The sequence below is a fragment of the Micromonospora reichwaldensis genome (assembly GCF_031845925.1).
GTDB classification, from domain to species: domain Bacteria; phylum Actinomycetota; class Actinomycetes; order Mycobacteriales; family Micromonosporaceae; genus Micromonospora; species Micromonospora reichwaldensis.
In genome coordinates this window covers 39,511-58,971 of record NZ_JAVRFL010000035.1, presented here as the reverse complement: position 1 = coordinate 58,971, position 19,461 = coordinate 39,511, and the positions used below count along the sequence as shown (strand labels likewise).

The 19,461-nt window shown below is 73.5% G+C and carries 10 protein-coding genes; 6 read left to right on the top strand and 4 right to left on the bottom strand.

What is annotated here, in order from left to right:
• The first annotated feature begins 92 nt into the window (after positions 1–92).
• Genes RM555_RS24695 through RM555_RS24685 form a run of 3 tightly spaced genes read left to right on the top strand, consistent with a single transcriptional unit; the run spans position 93 to position 3,119 of the window.
• Positions 93–1,256 carry a DegT/DnrJ/EryC1/StrS family aminotransferase gene (locus tag RM555_RS24695; protein WP_311413973.1) on the top strand — a complete coding sequence of 388 codons (1,164 nt, stop codon included), beginning with the start codon at positions 93–95 and terminating at the stop codon, positions 1,254–1,256.
• On the top strand, positions 1,253–2,386 hold the full coding sequence (locus RM555_RS24690; RefSeq protein WP_311413972.1) for a Gfo/Idh/MocA family protein: 1,134 nt from the start codon (positions 1,253–1,255) through the stop codon (positions 2,384–2,386). Before RM555_RS24695 ends, RM555_RS24690 begins: the two co-directional genes overlap by 4 nt.
• Before the next feature lie 37 nt (positions 2,387–2,423).
• Entirely contained in the window at positions 2,424–3,119 is a 696-nt protein-coding gene (locus RM555_RS24685) for an HAD-IA family hydrolase (protein WP_311413971.1), read from the top strand.
• A gap of 19 nt (positions 3,120–3,138) precedes the next feature.
• On the opposite strand, the gene RM555_RS24680 is transcribed toward RM555_RS24685, so the two are convergent.
• Positions 3,139–3,651 (bottom strand): DinB family protein, encoded by a 513-nt coding sequence (locus RM555_RS24680; protein WP_311413970.1) that lies wholly within the window; start codon positions 3,649–3,651, stop codon positions 3,139–3,141.
• A gap of 456 nt (positions 3,652–4,107) precedes the next feature.
• Here RM555_RS24680 and RM555_RS24675 point away from each other — a divergent pair, with 456 nt between their 5' ends.
• Positions 4,108–4,782 (top strand): hypothetical protein, encoded by a 675-nt coding sequence (locus RM555_RS24675; protein WP_311413969.1) that lies wholly within the window; start codon positions 4,108–4,110, stop codon positions 4,780–4,782.
• Positions 4,783–4,875: 93 nt separating this feature from the next.
• On the opposite strand, the gene RM555_RS24670 is transcribed toward RM555_RS24675, so the two are convergent.
• From RM555_RS24670 to RM555_RS24660, 3 genes are all read right to left on the bottom strand, one after another.
• Complete coding sequence (locus RM555_RS24670) at positions 4,876–8,580, bottom strand: non-ribosomal peptide synthetase (protein WP_311413968.1); 3,705 nt, start codon at positions 8,578–8,580, stop codon at positions 4,876–4,878.
• 84 nt (positions 8,581–8,664) lie between these two features.
• Positions 8,665–12,363 (bottom strand): non-ribosomal peptide synthetase, encoded by a 3,699-nt coding sequence (locus RM555_RS24665; RefSeq protein WP_311413967.1) that lies wholly within the window; start codon positions 12,361–12,363, stop codon positions 8,665–8,667.
• A gap of 128 nt (positions 12,364–12,491) precedes the next feature.
• Positions 12,492–16,190: a non-ribosomal peptide synthetase gene (locus RM555_RS24660; protein ID WP_311413966.1), complete on the bottom strand. Its 3,699-nt coding sequence runs from the start codon at positions 16,188–16,190 to the stop codon at positions 12,492–12,494.
• Positions 16,191–17,280: 1,090 nt separating this feature from the next.
• Between RM555_RS24660 and RM555_RS24655 the strand changes: the two genes are divergently transcribed.
• Both RM555_RS24655 and RM555_RS24650 read left to right on the top strand, forming a co-directional pair.
• Complete coding sequence (locus tag RM555_RS24655) at positions 17,281–18,447, top strand: ATP-grasp domain-containing protein (protein WP_311413965.1); 1,167 nt, start codon at positions 17,281–17,283, stop codon at positions 18,445–18,447.
• Positions 18,448–18,673: 226 nt separating this feature from the next.
• Complete coding sequence (locus RM555_RS24650) at positions 18,674–19,441, top strand: alpha/beta fold hydrolase (protein WP_311413993.1); 768 nt, start codon at positions 18,674–18,676, stop codon at positions 19,439–19,441.
• The last annotated feature ends 20 nt before the right edge of the window (positions 19,442–19,461 follow it).

Genomic DNA, 19,461 nt, shown 5'->3' with positions numbered 1-19,461 from the left:
GTGCGCCCGGACCGCGTGCCGGCGGTACCCGGTCGTCCCGCCCGAAGGTCCGGCGAAGCCCCTGGTCTGCCCGAGTTGGGAAGTGGGAAGTCATGAGTGGTCAGCCCTCGACGGTGTCCGAGTTCCCCGAGTGGCCGCAGTTCGGCGACGAGGAGCGCGCCGGACTGATCCGCGCCCTCGAACAGGGCCAGTGGTGGCGGATGGGCGGCAGCGAGGTCGACTCCTTCGAGAAGGAGTTCGGCGACTACCACGGCACGCCGCACGCGCTCGCCGTCACCAACGGCACCCACGCCCTCGAGGTCGCCCTGGAGGTGCTCGGCGTCGGGCCGGGCACCGAGGTGATCGTCCCGGCCTTCACGTTCATCTCGTCCTCGCTGGCCGCGCAGCGCCTCGGCGCGGTCGCCGTGCCGGTCGACGTCGACCTCGACACCTACTGCATCGACCCGGCCGCCGTCGAGGCCGCGATCACCCCCCGCACCAAGGTCGTCATGCCGGTGCACATGGCCGGCCAGTTCGCCGACATGGACGCGCTGGACAAGCTCGCCGCCGACGCGGGGGTGGCGGTGCTCCAGGACGCGGCGCACGCCCACGGCGCGCAGTGGCAGGGCAAGCGGTCCGGGGCGCTCGGCTCGGTGGCCGCGTTCAGCTTCCAGAACGGCAAGCTGATGACGGCCGGCGAGGGCGGGGCGGTGCTCTTCCCCGACGAGGAGCTGCGCGAGCGGGCGTTCCTCGTGCACAGCTGCGGCCGGCCCCGCACCGACCGGGACTACCTGCACGGCACCACCGGCTCGAACTACCGGATGGGCGAGTTCACCGCCGCCGTGCTGCGCGCCCAGCTGTCCCGCCTGGACGACCAGATCGCGCTGCGCGAGCAGCGCTGGCCGCTGCTGTCGAGCCTGCTCGCCGAGATCCCCGGCGTGGTCCCGCAGACCACCGACCCCCGTACCGACCGCAACCCGCACTACATGGCGATGTTCCGTGTCCCCGGGATCACCATCGAGCGCCGCCGCGCCGTGGTCGACGCGCTCATCGCCCGAGGCGTCCCGGCGTTCGTGGCGTTCCGGGCGATCTACCGGTGCGAGGGCTTCTGGAAGGCCGGCGCCCCCGACGAGTCGGTCGAGGCGATCGCGGCCCGCTGCCCCAACGTCGAGCAGATCCACTCCGACTGCATCTGGCTGCACCACCGCACCCTGCTCGGCACGGAGCAGCAGATGCACGAGATCGCCGCCGTGCTCGCCGACGTCCTCGCCGGATGACGGCCCTGCCCCCGGCCACCGCGCCCGACCGACCGGTGCGGGTCGCGGTGGCCGGCCTCGGGTGGGCCGGGCGGGAGATCTGGCTGCCCCGGCTCGCCGCGCATCCGGGCTTCGAGGTGACCGCCGTGGTCGACCCGGAGCCCGGCGTACGCGACCGGGCCCGTGCCACCCACGATGTCCCGTCCGCGTACGCCGACGTCGACGACCTTCCCGCCGGGGCGGTCGACCTGGTGGTGGTCGCCGTACCGAACCACCTGCACGCCAGCGTCGCCGTCCGGCTGCTGCGCCGGGGCGTACCGGTGTTCCTGGAGAAGCCGGTCTGCCTGACCTCCGCCGAGGCGACCCTGCTGGCCGACGCGGAACGCGACGGCGGCGCGGTGCTGCTGGCCGGCAGCGCCGCCCGCTACCGGGCCGACATCCGGGCCCTGACCGGGGTGGCCGGCGAGCTGGGCCCGGTCCGGCACGTCGACGTGGCCTGGGTCCGCGCCCGGGGGGTGCCCGACGCGGGCGGCTGGTTCACCCGGCGCGACCTCTCGGGCGGGGGAGCGTTGGTGGACCTCGGCTGGCACCTGCTCGACACGGTGCTGCCGATGCTCGGCCCGACCAGGGTCACCCACGCCATCGGCAGCGTCTCCGACGACTTCGTCAACGACAGCGCCGCCCACGCCGCCTGGCGCAGCGACACCGCCGCCGGTGGTCGCGCCCCCGGGGACGTCGAGGACACCGCGCGGGGCTTCCTGCTCACGGCCGAGGGGGCCTCGGTCGCCCTGCACGCCTGCTGGGCCTCGCACGAGTCGCTGGACCGCACCACCGTCACCGTGCACGGCGCCGCCGGGTCGGCGACGCTGCGCTGCACGTTCGGCTTCAGCCCCAACCGGGAGCCGGCGCCGGTGCTGACCCGCACCCGGGACGGCGAGACCGTCCGGCTGCCGCTGCCCGAGGAGCCGATCGGTGCCGAGTACGACCGCCAGCTCGACGAGCTGCCCGGGCTGCTCGCCGACCCGGCGTCGCGGGGCGCGGCCGTCGCCGAGGCCCGCCGGACCATCGACATCATCGAACGGATCTACCAGTCCGCCCGGCCCACCGCGCCGGAGCGGCAGCACGCGCTGGCGGGCCATCGCGACAGGTGAGAACCACCGTCGGCCACACTCGCTTCCGGGAGCAGCCATGAGCCATCCATCGTCCACCGTCGAGGTGACCCCGCCGCCGTCGGGCCGCGGTCCGATCCGCGCGGTCGTGTTCGACCTCGACGGCGTCATCGTCGACAGCTCGGCCGTCATGCGTGAGGCGTTCAGCATCGCGTACGCCGAGGTGGTGGGCGACGGGCCGGCGCCGTTCGAGGAGTACAACCGGCACATGGGCCGGTACTTCCCGGACATCATGCGGCTGATGGGGCTGCCCCTGGAGATGGAGGAGCCGTTCGTCCGGGAGAGCTACCGGATGGCCCACCTGGTGCCGCTCTTCCCCGGCGTCCGGGAGACCCTGGAGACGCTGCACTCCCGGGGGATCCGGATGGCGATCGCCACCGGCAAGGCCGGCCCCCGGGCCCGCTCCCTGCTCGACCAGCTCGGCGTGCTGGGCCTCTTCGGCCAGGTGATCGGTTCCGACGAGGTGGCCCGCCCCAAGCCCGCGCCGGACATCGTGCTCCAGGCGCTCGGCCACCTCGACGTGCCGCCCAGCCAGGCGATGATGGTCGGCGACGCGGTCATCGACCTGCTCAGCGGCCGGGACGCCGGGGCGACCGCCGTGGCCACCACCTGGCACGGCGGGGACGTGGCCGCGCTGCTCGCCGCCGGCCCCGACCTGGTCGTGCACGCCCCGACGGAGCTGCTCGCGCACTGCCCGGCGGCCCTCGTCCACTGACCCACGTCGGTGGTTCCGGCTACTCGCCGGCCTGCCCGTCGATGCTCTCGCGCAGCAGGTCCAGGTGGCCGCAGTGACGCGCGGTCTCCTGGATCGTGTGCGCGAGCGCGTATCGCAGGGTGAAGGAGACCCCGGCGGCCCGGGCGCGGTCGTCGAGCGCCGCACCCGCCACGACGGCGGCGGACCGCGCGCACTCGGCCTGGTAGGCCGCGACGATCTCCGCCAGCGAGTCCTCCGGGCCGACGGCGAACGCGCCGGGCTCGTCGTCGGTCCATGGCGGGGGCAGCTCGTGACCGGCGAAATCGATGCTGAACCAGTACCGCTCCACCCCCGTCAGGTGCTTGACCAGCCCCGCGGGCGTGAGCGCGGACGCGGGCACGGGTCGACCGAATGCCTGCTCGTCGGTGAGCCCGGCGACCTTGTTCACCACCGAGGCACGCAGGAAGTCGAGCAGGCCGGCCAGGGTCACGCGTTCGTCGCCGTCCTCCGGAGGGCGGCTGCGGACCAGGGGCGCGACGGAAACATCGGTCATCGGGCCACCGTAGTGTCCGGCACCGACGCTTTTCGGACGTCGGGACCCGCCGGCCCTTTCCGCCATCCTCCCGCCCGCACCCCGGCGGGCGCGCGCGGCCCGGCCTGGCCGCCCGCGCCGAACCCGTGCGGGAGGTGCACCATGACCGGGTGGACTTTCTGGAGTTGCAGCAGCGCCTGCGTGCTGCGGGCCACGACCCGTTCCAGGTGCACGCCCCGCACTACGACACGCTGGACAACCGGAGTCGCGCAGCGGGCGGGTCGAGGTCGATCTGCCACGGCGCGTGGAACCTGCTGATCGAGGACGGCCGGTACATCGTCACCGTCCGGGACCTGTATCGCCCCGCCCGCTTTCCCCCCCGACACGCAAGGCCCGGAGCCGGTCGTCTTCGACAGCGAGCAGGCCGCCTGCGAGGAGCTGTGGGCCATCGCCAGCAGGCTCGATCCGCCCGGCAGCGTGCGGGCGGTCACCGTCGACGAACTCGATCCCGTCGCGGGCGACTGGCTACGCGAGTGCGGCTGGTGGCCGCCGGCGGAGTTGCACGGCAACCCCTTCGTCGCCACCGGTGAGCGGATGTCGTACCGGATCGCCGAACGCGCCGGCCGGTTCGAGCTGCACCTGCGCGACCACGGGGTGGCCAAGCTCGGCGATCCGGTGCACGCCGCCGACGATCTGGCCGACGTCACCCGGGTCCTGCTGACCGAGGTCGGCAACCGTTCCGCCCCACGCCCGCTGGGCTGGCCGTGCGTGGCGTTCCGGATCCCCTGCGCCGACAAGGAGGAACTCGCCGCGCTGCGTGCCCTCGACCTCGCGGCGATCACCCGGGCGTACCGCACCGAGCGTCCGGACCCGCCGCTGCGGATCATCTCCGAGGGGCCCGACCTGTCCCTGGTCACCACCGAACTCGTGGCACAGGCGGAGCGCAGCGGCCATCCGCTGCACCGGTTCGTGCGCACCGCCGAGTCGGCGGCGTTCGGCATGGACGTGCGGTACGTCGTCCGGCGTCACCACGAGCCGCTGCGCTACAGCGTCGACCGCTACGGCGAGCGGGAGAACCATGCCACCACCGTGTTCACCGCCGACGACCTGGCGCCGATCCACGAGTACCTGAGACAACGCTTCCAGCCCTGACCGTGGGCCAGCTCCGGCAGCGCGTCGTCCATCCGCGAACTGCGGCCCGGGGTGGTTCCGGCGGCAGGCCGGTCGCGGCGTGGGCGGGACCTCTCAGCGCGCCTCGTCGGCGGCCCCGGGTCCGGCTTCCAGGAAGCGCAGCATGGCGGTGGCCAGGATCTCGGCGACGGGGGCCGGGACCAGGTCGGTGCGGATGGTGACGCGCAGGAGGGCGCCCCCGTTGCCGGGAAGCACCTCGGCGACGCAGGAACCCGACCACTCCCGGGCGTACGGGTCGACGACCTCCTCGGTCCGGCAGCCGGGCAGCTCCAGCGGCAGCACCACGTTGTCCTGGTAGGCGAACGAGGGCATGCTGTTGGCCACCTCGCGGGACATGCCGAGGACCGGGTCGACGGTCATCTCCACGAAGGAGACGTCCTGGGCGGCCATCAGCCCGTCCGCCGTGCGCTGGACCGCTCGGATCAGGTTCCTCTCCGGTCCGTCGAAGCGGACCCGCAGGCAGTTGGAGGTGATCCTGCTCGTGAAGGTGGAGTCGAGGATCCGGCTGCCGCGCTGGGCGACGATCATCAGCAGGGCGATGTCGTCCTGCTGGTGGATGGTGCGCAGCGCCGAGGCGTAGGCGGCGGCGAAGTAGGTGGAGCGGCTGAACCGCTGTTCGCGGGCGGCCCGGTCCCAGCGGTCCAGCACCTCGGGAGGGACGGTGACGATGTGCCCGGTCCGGGGGCCCCAGGTCGGGGTCTGCTCCAGCAGCGACTGCGGCCGGCCCTCGCCCTGGCGGGCGAGGCCGCGCAACTCTTCGCGCCAGTAGTCCCGCTGCGCGTCGAGGTCGGTGGCGGCCCGCAGGCGGGTGTGCTCGTCGTGGAACTGGCGCAGCGTGGGCGCGGGACGGTCCCAGACGGGCGCCCGGCCGGCCAGGCGGGCGGCGTAGGCGTGGCCGAGGTCGCGGACGAGCAGCGCGTGTGACCAGCCGTCGAAGGCGATGTGGTGGATGCCGACGCCGAACAGGATCCGCTTCGTGGTCCTGTTGCGGATGAGCGCGGCGCGCCAGTTGCGGCCCTGGGTGTAGTCCAGCGGCTGCTGCACGGCCTCGGCGAGCTGGTCGAGGGCCTCCTGCTCGCTGGTGGCGTCGGTGAGCAGCCGCAGTTGCGGCATGCCCGGCTTCGGCGGGACGACGGCCACGGGCGGGTCGACCCGCCGGTAGCGGGCGTACAGCGCCTCGTGCCGGCGGTGCACGTCGCCGAGCGCCGCCATCAACGCGCGCAGGTCCAGGTTGCCCTCGATCCACCAGGTGGTCGGGCAGACCAGGTCGAAGGGGAGCCAGACGAACTTGCCGACCGACAGGGTCAGCGGGACGGGCCCGGCCGGGCCGGGGCGGCCGCTGACGGGTTGTTCCGGTTCGGCCGGGGGGCGGCGGGGCGCGGTGGTGAGCCAGTGCGCCAGGCCGTGCGGGGTGGGGGCGCGGTGGATCTGCGAGACGGGCACGACGACGTCGGCGGCCTCGTCGACGGCGGCGGCCACGGCGGCGGACTGCAGGGAGGTGCCGCCGAGGGCGAAGAAGCTGTCCCGCGTGCCGACCCGGTCGATGCCGAGGACGGTCGCGAACACTCCGGCCACGAGACGTTCCTCGTCGGTGGCGGCCTCGACGTAGTCCACGCCGAGGTCGGGGCGTTGCGCGTCGGGTGCCGGCAGCGCCCGCCTGTCGATCTTGCCGGTGCCGCCGACGGGGAACCGGTCGAGGACCATGATCACGGCGGGGACCATGTACGGGGGCAGTACGCCCGAGGCGTGCTCCCGCAGCCCGGTCACGGCCGGCTTCCGGCCGTCGCGGCCGGTCACGTAGCCGACCAGCCGGGCGACGCCCCGGTCCTCGCGGCGCACGACCACGGCCGTGCCGACGTCCGGGTGCTGTTCGAGGACGGCCTCGATCTCGCCGAGTTCGATGCGGATGCCGTTGACCTTCACCTGGTGGTCCATCCGGGCGAGGATCTCCAGCGCCCCGGTGGCGTTCCACCGGCCCAGGTCGCCGGTGCGGTAGGCGGTGCCGCCGCCGTAGGGGTCGGTGACGAACCGTTGCGCGGTCAGCTCGGGTCGGTTGAGGTAGCTGTCGGCGACCCCGGCGCCGGTGATCAGGATTTCCCCGGCCACGCCCATGGGGACGAGACCGAGGTTGGCGTCGACGACGCGGATCTGCCGGTTGGGCATGGGCCAGCCGATGGGCACGTACGCGCCGCCCCAGCCGGCCGACGCGTCGAACCACGTGCACGCCACGGCAGCCTCGGCGGGCCCGTACGCGTTGATCAGGCGCGCGCCGGCCGCGATCCACCGTCGCGCCATGCGCGGCGGCACGGGCTCCCCGGCGAGGGTCACGCACGACATGCTCGGGCAGTCGGCCGGATCCACGGCGGCGAGATTCGTGGGCGGGCAGAACGCGTGGGTGGTCTCCTCCTTCGCGATCAGCTCCGTCAACCGGCGGGCGTCGAGCAGGTCGTCGCGGGAGCAGACCACGACGCGGGCGCCGGAGGTCAGCGCGGTGTAGATCTCGCCCAGGGCCACGTCGAAGACCGGCGCGCAGCAGTGCAGCATCCGGCTGTCCGGGCCGACCGCGCACTCGTCGCGCATCCAGGTGACGAAGTTCGTCAGCATCCCGTGGGTCAGCACGACACCCTTCGGCGTGCCCGTCGAGCCCGACGTATAGATCACGAATGCCGGCCGGGAGGCGTCCACGACCGGCAGCTCGTCCGCCTCGGCCGCCGCCACGGTCGGCCAGTCGTCGTCGAGGGCGACGACCCGTACGCCGTCCGGGCGCGGGACGCGTGGGGCGACCTCGGCGACGGTGAGCACGACCCGGGCGCCGTGGTCGGCCAGCAACATCCGCATCCGCTCCGCCGGCCAGGACACGTCCATCGGCGTGTACGCCGCCCCCGCCCGCAGCACCGCCAGGGTGGCGACGAGGGTCCACATGCCACGGTCCAGCGCCAGCGACACCACGTCCCCGACGCCGACACCGGCGGAGCGCAGGTAGCGGGCGAGCAGCTCCGAACGGCGTGCCAGCTCCGCGTACGTGACGACCTCGCCGTCGGCGACGCCCGCGACCGCGTCCGGCGTGCGGCGCGCCCACTCCAGCACCAGCTCGTGCAGCGGCTCGGCCGGCACCGGGCGGACCGGACCCCGGCCCCACGCGAGCAGCCGCTCCCGCTCGGCCGGGCCCAGCAGCGGCAGTGCGGACAGCGGGACCTCGGGTTCCCGCACGCCGGCCGACAGCAGCGTCACGGTCTGGTCCAGCAGGCCCCGCACCCAGTCCGCGGAGAAACCCTCCGCCGCGTGGTCCACCCGCAGCCCGGACCCGTCCGAGGCCACGCTGACCACCAGGTCGACGTCCACGGTCTCCGGGCCCACGCCGGGCACCGGGCCGTCGACCAGGCCGACCGCCACCGGGCCCACCACACCCGCACCCGCCGCCGGCGCGGCCCACGCCGCACGCACCCGGCCCACCAGCTCACCGAACGCCGGATCGTCCGCCACACCGACCCGCAGCACCGCTCCGCCCGAGGAGAGGCCGAGGGCCACCTCCTCCTGACCGGTGTAGCGGGCCAGCACCCCGACGAGGCCCGCGAGCACCACCAGTCCCGCCGGCTCCGGGCCCGCCAGGTCGGGCAGCGCGAGCGTACGCAGCTCCGACGCCGCCCGGGCCGGCCATGCCAGCGGCCGGCGCAGGTCACCCATCAGGTCGAGGGCCTCGAAGTCGGGCCCGGCGACACCCGCGGTCGGGGCCTGGGCACCTACGAGCCCGACGGACATGGGTCAACCTCCGATCAGGACCGGCGCCACCCGCAGGGGTACGGCCGGGTCAGGAAAACCAGGAACAGGCGCGCGTACGGGCGTTCAGGCGGTGCCGGGAGCCGGGGCGGGCCCCGATTCGAGGAAGCGGAGCATGTGGGCGCCCAGCTCCTCGGCGAGGGTGAGCGGGATCAGGTCGGTACGGATGGTGATGCGCAGCAGGGCGTCGGTGTCCCGGGGGATCGCCTCGACGGTCAGCCCGCTCATCACCTCCCGCGCGTACGGCTCGACGACCTCCTCGGTCCGGCAGCCGGGCAGGTCCAGCGGGAGGACCACGTTGTCCTGGTAGGCGAAGCCGGGGATGCTGGCGACCACCTCGCCGGGCAGGCCGACGGCCGGGTCGGCGGCGGTCTCCGAGAAGGGCACGTCCTGGGCGGCCATCAGCTCGTCGACGGTCTGCTGGACGTGCCGGAGCAGGTCCTCCTCGGGCCGGAACCGGACCCGGACGCAGTTCGAGTTGATCCGGGTGGTGAAGGCGGAGTCGAGGATGCGGCTGCCGCGCCTGGCCACGATCATCAGCAGGCCGATGTCGTCCTGCTGGTGGATGGCGCGCAGCGCGGAGGCGTACGCGGCGACGAAGTAGCTGGACCGGCTGAACCGCTGTTCCCGCGCCGCCCGGTCCCAGCGTTGCATGACCTCGGGGGTGACGGTGACGATGTGCCCGGCCTTGGGGCCCCACGCCAGCGCCTGCTCCAGGGGCGCCTGGGGCTGGGCCCTGCCCTGGCGGGGCAGGCCGCGCAGCTGCTCGCGCCAGTAGGTCCGCTGGGCTTCGAGGTCGGCGGCGTCGCGTAGCCGGGTGTACTCCTCGTACGACTGGCGCAGCGTCGGCGCGGGCCGTGCCCAGACGGGGGCCGCGCCCGACACCCGGGCGGCGTAGGCGTGGCTGAGGTCGCGGACGAGCAGTGCGTGTGACCAGCCGTCGAAGGCGATGTGGTGGATGCCGACGCCGAACAGGATCCGCTTCGTGGTCCTGTTGCGGATCAGGGCGGCGCGCCAGTTGCGGCCCTGGGTGTAGTCGAGGGGTTGTTGTACGGCCTCGGCGAGTTGGTCGAGGGCGTCCTGTTCGGTGGCGGCGTCGGTGAGCAGTCGCAGTTGCGGCATGCCCGGGTTCGGCGGGACGAGCGCCACCGGCGGGTCGACCCGGCGGTAGCGGGCGTGCAGGGCCTCGTGCCGCCGGTGCACGTCGCCGAGCGCCGCCATCAACGCCCGCAGGTCCAGCTCACCCTCGATCCACCAGGTGGTCGGGCAGACCAGTTCGAAGGGGAGCCAGACGCACTTGGCGACCGAGAGGGTCAGCGGGACGGGCTTCGACGGGCCGGCGCGACCGGTGACGGGCGCCTCCGGTTCGGCCTCGGGGCGCCGGGGCGCGGTCGCCAGCCACCGGGCCAACCCCTGCGGTGTGGGAGTGCGGTGGATCTGCGAGACGGGCACGACGACGTTGGCGGCCTCGTCGATGCCCGCCGCCACCGCCGCCGACTGCAACGACGTGCCGCCCAGGTGGAAGAAGCCGTCGCGCGCCCCGACCCGGTCCAGCCCGAGCACCGCCGCGAACACCCCCGCGACGAGGCGTTCCGAGTCGGTCTCCGGCTCGGTGTACGGCACGTCGAGGTCGGGGCGTTGCGCGTCGGGTGCCGGTAGCGCCCGCCGGTCGATCTTGCCGGTGCCGCCGACGGGGAACCGGTCGAGGACCATGATCACGGCGGGGACCATGTAGGGCGGGAGCACGGCGGCGGCGTGCTCCCGTAGCTCGGCGGTGACGGGGAGGCGACCCTCGCGCCCGGTGACGTAGCCGACCAGCCGGGCGGTGCCGTGGTCCTCGCGGCGGGTGACGACGGCGGTGCCGACGTCGGGGTGTTGTTCGAGGACGGCCTCGATCTCGCCGAGCTCGATGCGGATGCCGTTGACCTTCACCTGGTGGTCCATCCGGGCGAGGATCTCCAGCGCCCCGGTGGCGTTCCACCGGCCCAGGTCGCCGGTGCGGTAGGCGGTGCCGCCGCCGTACGGGTCGGTGACGAACCGTTGGGCGGTGAGTTCGGGTCGGTTGAGGTACTGGTGGGCGACCCCGGCGCCGGTGATGAGGATTTCGCCGGGGACGCCCATGGGGACGAGGTCGAGGTTGGCGTCGACGACGCGGATCTGCCGGTTCGGCATGGGCCAGCCGATCGGCACGTACGCGCCGGGCCAGCCCGTCGACGCGTCGAACCAGGTGCACGCGACGGATGCCTCGGCGGGCCCGTAGGCGTTGATGAGGCGGGCGCCGGCGGCCATCCACCGCTGGGCCATGCGCGGCGGGATCGGCTCACCGGCGAGGGTCACGCACGACATGCTCGGGCAGTCGGCCGGGTCCACGGCGGCGAGATTCGTGGGCGGGCAGAACGCGTGGGTCGCCTGCTCCTTCGCGATCAGGTCGGTGAGGCGGCGGGCGTCGAGGAGATCGTCGCGGGAGCTGACGACGACGCGGGCGCCGGAGGTCAGCGCGGTGTAGATCTCGCCGAGGGCGACGTCGAAGACCGGGGCGCAGCAGTGCAGCATCCGGCTGTCCGGGCCGACGGCGCATTCCTCGCGCATCCAGGTGAGGAAGTTCGTCAGCATGTCGTGGGTCAGCACGACGCCCTTCGGCGTGCCCGTGGAACCGGACGTGTAGATGACGAACGCCGGCGCGGACGCCTCGACGACCGGCAGGTCGACGGGTTCGGCCGCCGCCACGGCGGGCCACTCGTCGTCCAGGGCGACCACCCGTACGCCGTCGGGTCGGGGGACGCGTGGGGCGACCTCGCCGACGGTGAGCACGACCCGGGCGCCGTGGTCGGCCAGCAGCATCCGCATCCGCTCCGCCGGCCAGGACACGTCCATCGGCGTGTACGCCGCACCCGCGCGCAGCACGCCCATGGTGGCGATCAACGTCCACAGGCTGCGGTCCAACGCCAGCGACACCACGTCACCGGCCCGCACACCCCGCGACCGCAGGTACCCGGCAAGCGCCCCCGAGCGGCGTTCCAACTCCGCGTACGTCAGCACCTCCCCGCCGGCGACGCCCGCGACCGCGTCCGGCGTGCGCCGCGCCCACTCCAGCACCAGCTCGTGGATCGGCCGGTCCGGCACCGGGCGGACCGGACCCCGGCCCCAGCCCAGCAACCGCTCCCGCTCCGCGTCGCCGATCAACGGCAACCCCGACAGGTCGAGCGTCGGCTCCGCCGACCCCGCGGACGCCAGCAGCACCACCTGGTCCACCAGGCCGCGCACCCACTGGGTCGAGAACCCGTCCGCCGCGTAGTCCACCCGTACCGCCGACCCGTCGCCCGCGACGGTCACCACCACGTCCACGTCCACCGCGTCCGGTCCCACCTCGGCCACCGGAGCGTCCACCAGCCCGACCACCACCGGACCCGCCGCGGCCCGCGCGACCGGCTGGGCCAACGCCGCGGCCACCCGGGACACCAGCTCCCCGAAGCCCGGGTCGTCCGCGACGTCGACCCGCAACACACCGCCTGACGACAGCCCCACCGCCACCTCGGCCTGGGCGGTGTACCGGGCCAGCACTCCCAAGACGCCGGCCAGCAGCACCACCGCGCCGGGGGAGCTCGCGCCCGCCAGGCCGGGCAGGTCCACCGCCCGGAACTCCGAGGCCGCCCGGGCCGGCCATGCCGTCGGCCGGCGCAGGTCGCCCACCAGGTCGAGGACCTCGAAGTCGGGCCCGGCGACATCCGTGGCCTGGGCACGACCACCAACGAACCCGACAGACATCAGTCAACCTCCGATCAGGCCCGGCGTCGCCTGCGGGGAATCCGCCGGGGGAATAACCACGAACTCCGGGGACGCGGCCCGCGCGCCCACGGCCATGACAAGCAGCCCGATGTGTACGGGGTGGACGGTCAACCGGCGGTGGGTGAGCCCGCCGGCCCGGCTTCCAGGAAGCGCAGCATGTGCCCGTTCAGCTCCTCGGCGAAGCTGTACGGCAGGTAGTCGGTGCGGATCGTGACGCGCAGGAGGGCGTGGTCGGCGCGGGGAAGCACCTCGACCGTGAGCCCGTTGGGCACCTCCCGCGCGTACGGGTCGACGACCTCCTCGGCCCGGCAGCCGGGCAGTTCCAGCGGAAGCACCACGTTGTCCTGGAACACGAAGGTCGGCAGGCTGGCGACCACCTCGCCGGAGAGCCCGGCGGCGGGGTCGTCGGCGGTCTCCGCGAAGGGGACGTCCTGGGCCCGCATGAGGTCGCTGATCGTCTCGTTGACCCGCAGGACGAGCTTGTCGTCCTCCGGCCCGTCGAAGCGCACCCGGACGCAGTTGAGGTTCAGCCGGGTGGTGAAGGCGGAGTCGAGGACGCGGCTGCCCCGCTTGGCCACCACCATCAGCAGGCCGATGTCGTCCTGCTGGTGGACGGCGCGCAGCGCGGAGGCGAACGCCGCGACGAAGTAGCTGGACCGGCTGAACCGCTGCTCCCGGGCGGCCCGGTCCCAGCGCTGTACGACCTCCGGCGTGACGGTGACGATGTGCCCGGCCTTCGGACCCCACGCCAGTGCCTGCTCCAGCGGTGCGGTGGCCTCGCCCCGGCCCTGGCGGGGCAGGCCGCGCAGTTGTTCGCGCCAGTAGGCCCGCTGCGCGTCGAGGTCGGCGGCGTCGCGCAGCCGGGCGTACTCCTCGTACGACTGGCGTAGCGTCGGCGCCGGCCGCGCCCACTCGGGGGCGGCGCCCGACAACCGCGCCGCGTAGGCGTGGCTCAGGTCCCGCACCAGCAGCGCGTACGACCAGCCGTCGAAGGCGATGTGGTGGATGCCCACGCCGAACAGGACCCGCCCGGTCGACTTCTCCCGGATCAGGGCGGCCCGCCAGACGCGGCCCTGGGTGTAGTCGAGCGGCTGCTGGACCGCCTCGGCGAGCTGGTCCAGGGCCTCCTGCTCGCTGGCGGCGTCGGTGAGCAGCCGCAGCTGCGGCATCGCCGGGTTCGGCGGGACGAGTGCCACCGGAGGAGCCGTCCGCCGGTAGCGGGCGTGCAGGGCCTCGTGCCGGCGGTGCACGTCGCCCAGCGCCGCCATCAGCGCGCGCAGGTCCAGCTCACCCTCGATCCACCAGGTGACCGGGACGACGACCTCCAGCGGCGACATCAGGCACTTCGCGACCTGCTGCGCGAGCGGAACCGGGCCGGGACGCTGACGGGCCTGCCCGGCGGTCGAGCCGGCGTCCGTACGGCGGGGCGCGGTGGTCAGCCAGTGGGCCAGCGCCTGCGGCGTGGGGGTGCGGTGGATCTGCGAGACGGGCACGACGACGTCGGCGGCCTCGTCGATGCGCGTCGCCACCGCCGCCGACTGCAACGAGGTGCCACCCAGGTCGAAGAAGCTGTCGCGCGTGCCGACCCGGTCGATGCCGAGGACTGTCGCGAACACCGCGGCGACGAGGCGCTCCTCGTTCGTCGCCGGCTCGACGAACTCCACCCCGAGGTCGGGGCGTTGGGTGTCGGGTGCGGGCAGGGCCCGCCGGTCGACCTTGCCGGTGCCGCCGACGGGGAAACGCTCGAGGACCATGACGACGGCGGGGACCATGTAGGACGGGAGCACGCTGGCGGCGTGCGCGCGCAGGTCGCCGACGGCGGGGGTACGGCCGTTGCGCCCGGTGACGTAGGCGACGAGTCGGGCGGTGCCGTCGTCCTCGCGGCGCACGACGACGGCGGCGCCGACGTCGGGGTGCTGGGCGAGGGTGGTCTCGATCTCGCCGAGTTCGATGCGGATGCCGTTGACCTTGACCTGGTGGTCCATGCGGCCGAGGATCTCCAGCGCGCCGGTGGCGTTCCACCGTCCGAGGTCGCCGCTGCGGTAGGCGGTCCCGCCGCCGTACGGGTCGGTGACGAAGCGTTCGGCGGTGAGTTCGGGGCGGTTGAGGTAGCCGTCGGCGACCCCGAAACCGGTGATGAGGATTTCGCCGGCCACGCCCGGGGGAACGAGGTCGAGGTTGGCGTCGACGACGCGGATCTGCCGGTTGGGCATGGGCCAGCCGATGGGCACGTACGCGCCGCCCCAACCCGCTGACGCGTCGAACCACGTGCAGGCCACGGCGATCTCCGCCGGCCCGTACGCGTTCACCACCCGCGTGCCCGCCGTCAACCACCGCTGGGCCAGCTGCGGCGGGACGGCCTCGCCGCCGAAGATGATGCAGCGCAGACCCGGGCAGGCGGCCGGATCGAGCGGGGCGACGTTGGTGGCCGGTCCGAACGTGTGCGTGACGTCGTGCCGGTTGATGAGGTCGGTGAGGCGGCGCGCGTCGAGCAGGTCGTCGCGGGAGCAGACGACGACGCGGCCACCACCGGTGAGCGTCGCGAAGATCTCCCCGAAGGCGGCGTCGAAGACCGGTGCCGCCGAATGCAGCATCCGGCTGTCGGGGCCGATGGCGCACTCGTCGGTCATCCACGCCAGGAAGTTCGTCAGCCTCTCGTGCGTCAGCACGACACCCTTCGGCGTGCCCGTCGAACCCGACGTGTAGATCACGAACGCCGGCGCGGACGCCGGCACCACCGGCAGGTCCACCGGCTCACACGCCCGCACCACCGGCCAGTCGTCATCCAACGCCACCACCGACACCCCGTCGCCACCGGGAATCCGGGGCGCCACCGCACCGACGGTCAACACCACCCGCGCGCCGTGGTCGGCCAGCAACACCCGCATCCGCTCGGCCGGCCACGACACGTCCATCGGCGTGTACGCCGCGCCCGCCCGCAACACACCCGTCGTCGCCACCAGCGACCACAGCCCGCGTTCCAACGCCAGCGACACCACGTCACCGGCACCGACGCCCACCGACCGCAGATACGCCGCCAGCGCGGCCGACCGGCGGTCCAGTTCCCCGTACGTCAACACCTCACCGCCCGCGACACCCGCCACCGCCTCCGGCGTGCGCCGCGCCCACTCCAGCACCAACTCGTGGATCGGCTCACCCGGCACCTCACGCACCGGGCCCCGACCCCACTCCAGCAACCGCTCCCGCTCCGCATCGCCCACCAACGGCAACGCCGACAACCCCACCTCCGGCCCCGCCAGCCCGGCGGAGACCAGCACCACGACCTGGTCCACCAGGCCCCGCACCCACTGCGCCGAGTAACCCTCCGCCGCGTAGTCCACCCGCAGCGCCGACCCGTCCGGGGCCACACCGATCACCAGGTCGACGTCCACCACGGCCGGCCCCGCGTCCGCCACCGGAGCGTCCATCAGCCCCAGCACCACCGGGCCCACCGGCTCCCGGCCCAGGGCCACCGGCGCCGCCAGCGCCGAACGCACCCGCGTCAGCAGTTCGGCGAAACCCGGCTCACCCGCCACGTCCACCCGCAGCACCGGACCGCCGCCACCGGACGCCAGGCCCAGCACCACCTGCTCCTGGGCCGTCCAACGGGCCAGCACCGCCACGAGCCCCGCCACCACGACGTCGCCGCCCGGCCCGCCGTTCGACGGCCAGGAGGGCAGCACCCGGTGCACCGACGCGGCCCGGGCCGGCCAGGCCGTCGGACGGCGCAGGTCCCCCACCAGGTCCAGCGTTTCGGCGTCGACCGCGCCGTCCACCGTCCGCGCACCATCGAACCCGACAGACATCAGCTCAACCTCCGATCGAGAGGGGGTGACCGGAAGGCACGGGGCCTCGGTACCGCACCACCGGGCGCATTCCGGTCGGCGCGGCAGGGACGGTTCGCGGGCACCGCGGCCGACTCGGGTGGCCGGGCGCGGACATGCGGTCCGACCAGGACGGGGTCACCGTCCGAATTCCGGGTCGCCACCACGTCGCCGATCGAAAGGAGCAGGTCGGTGCCCGATCCGATCACCGGCGCCTCCCGTCCGTCCGGGGCGCCGCGCACCCACATTCGTCCCCCGCCCGGTGCAATGAAAAGGGAACGACGAACCGATGGGGCCCGACCCTACGAAGCGGGGTGGAGTGGCGTACACCCCTAGAGATGCGCACGTCGACCCCTAGGGTGACGGCCGGAGATTCCGGCCGGGGGCCGCCGAGGATGCGTGCGGAGTAATCACCGGCCACCGGCCCGCGTCGGTGTCCTCACCGCCGGAACGGCAATTTGCGCTGGTCAGTGTGGTGTTTCCTCGTGGTGATTGATCAGGATCGCGGCCGGATGCCGCGAATTTTTCGGCATTAACATACGCGGCTATATCTTTTCTATAGTGGATGGTTGGCGCCCTCCGAGAGGGTCGATGCATGAATGTCCGGGTTTCGACGCAGAACGATCCCGGGGGGTAAGTCGAAAAGGGCTATTCGGTCAGCCCAGGTCCAGGGTTCGAATCGGAGAATTGGCGATCCTGGCGGCGGAAAGGGCCGCCTGCGGTCGGCTGACCGGCCCATCCCTCGGAAATGAGGATTGACTATGCTTTGCCGATCATGACCCAGTCGGTGACTGGCACATTCAGTCACCGCTGTTGGTGTGCACCTCGCCAAACGCAGCGCTGACCACAAGCCAGCCCGCTACCTGGCCGGTCTCGCCAGAGACCGTCCGGTCGGTGCACGCGGTACGCCCGACTCTCGTGGCCGAGCGGCCTCATCAGGACCGGGAGCGCCCGCGACCGTCCACGTTCTCCGCTGTTCGTGGTCGTTGCGCACCCGGACTCCGTGCCACCCCGAGGCCCCTTGCGGGCCGGCAGTTCAGGAGATCCAATGGACGGACCTATCCAGGTACAGGTGTTCGCTCACGACGGGGTGGTCCTGGCCCGGCCACCCGATCCGGTGACGACCGCCGGCAGCCGCTATCTCGCCGGTGCGGGCGCCGCCCTGTACAACGGGCTGGACATGATCACCGGTCTCCACCTGACCCTTCCGCACCAGTCGTCGGCCATTTGCAGCACCGGCTCCAGCGCGGACAAGTCGCTGCGCCTGCTCAGTCGGTGCGGTCTCAAGACGCCGAGCGACCTGCGCGAGTTCCGCTCCGGCGCGCAGGCGGTGCAGTTCGCCCGGGACGCCGCCGAGCGGGGCGAGACGCTGGAGTTCCAGTTCCCCCCGCACGATCCGCAGTTGCGGGCCGCGCGGGCCCGGGTCGCCCCGGACCTGCTCGCCCGCCTCAACAACAAGACCACCCTGGACACACTCGTCGCGCCGGAATACCTGCCCCGTCGCCAGGTCGCCACCCCCGCCGAGGTACGCCGCATCGTGCAGCAGGACCGGCGGCCGGCGGTGGTCAAACCGGCCGGCGTCGAGGTGTACAGCGGAATCGCGATCTTCACGAGGCGGTTGCAGGACCGGCGGCACCGGTCACTGTTCAACCAGCTGGAACAGGTGAGCGATCGGTGGATCGTCGAGGAGGAGGTGCCCTTCCGGACGATCTGGGGCGTCCAGTTCGGCGTGACGGAGAGCGGAGCGGTGCAGTACTTCGGTGCGTCCGTACACCTGCCGCAGCCCACTTCGACGTGGGTCGGTTGTGTGTTGGACGACGACCAGCCGCCGGCGGAGCTGATCGAAGCGCTGACCGTAGGGGTCCGAAAGGCCAGTGCCCTCGGGTACCGCGGGTACTGCTCCTTCGACGCCGGGATCGGTCGCGACGGCGCCCTGCGGGTCATCGACCCGAACTTCCGGGTCAGCGGGGCCACCAGTTCGGTCCTGCACCGCAGCTCGCTGCTGGGCCAGCACCCGTGCGCCATGACCACGTTCTTCTCGCTGGCCCCCGGCGTCGACGCCGAGCCGATCCTCGCCCCGTTCATCGACCGGGGGCAGTTCGTCGCGTTCATGCACCACGACCCGGCGGAGACGGACAACGGCCCGCTGCCGGCGACCATCGTCGGCATGGTCGGCGCCGCGGACCGGTTCGCCTGCGGGGTGCTGGTCGCGCAGATCCAGCGGGCACTGGGCGGTTGACGCGTCGTCCCCTCCGGGCCGTGGTGACGGGCCGGAGGGGACGCCCGACGGCCACGGCGGCGCTCGTCCCGCCCGGGCGAAAACGCCGTGCGCGATCGCCGGCGCCGCGGCCATGATGAGGATCATGAGGGTACGCGTCGACGATCCGGTCCGCCTCGGTGAGAGCCGACTCCCCGACGGACGGTTGCTCGGCTGGGCGGAGTGGGGGCCGCCGGACGGTGTCCCGGTGTTGCTGTGCCCGGGGGCGGCCACGAGCCGGTGGCTCGGCTTCGGCGCGGACGCCGTCGACACGCTCGGGGTGCGTCTCGTCTCCGTGGACCGCCCGGGGCTCGGCAGCTCGACGTCCGCGCCCGGCCGGACGTACGCCGACTTCGCCGCGGACGTCCGCGACCTCGCCGGGCTGCGAGGGCTGGCGTGCCCCGCGGTGGTCGGCAACTCGCAGGGCGCGCCGTTCGCACTCGCGTGCGCCGAGGCGGGTGTCGCCGCGGCGCTGGCCATCGTGTCCGGTGCGGACGAGGTCGCCGCGCCGGAGTTCGCCGAGGCGCTGCCGGCGGAGCTGCGTCGGCTCGTGGACACGACTGCCGTCGATCCCGCCGGGGCGGAGCAGATCTTCGCCGGCTTCGACGCGGACGCGATGTGGGACATGGTGACGAGCGGGAGCCCCGAGGCCGACCTGGCGGTGTACCGGGATCCGGGCTTCGAGGCCGCCTACCGCCGCGCCCTGCACGAGGGATTCGCCCAGGGCCCGGCCGGCTACGCCCGGGACACCGTCCTGGCCATGGGGCGATGGCCCTTCGACCTCGCGGAGATCACCGTTCCGGTCGACGTCTGGTACGGCGAGCAGGACACCAGCCACTCACCCGACAACGGAGCGACGCTGGCCGCCCGGATCCCCGGTGCCGTCCGGCATCTCGTCCCGGGGACCGGTGGCGCGGTGCTGTGGACCCGTGCCGAGCCGATCCTCCGCTGTCTGCTCGGACGAGCATGCACCTGAGCCGGGCTGCCGGCGGTGGT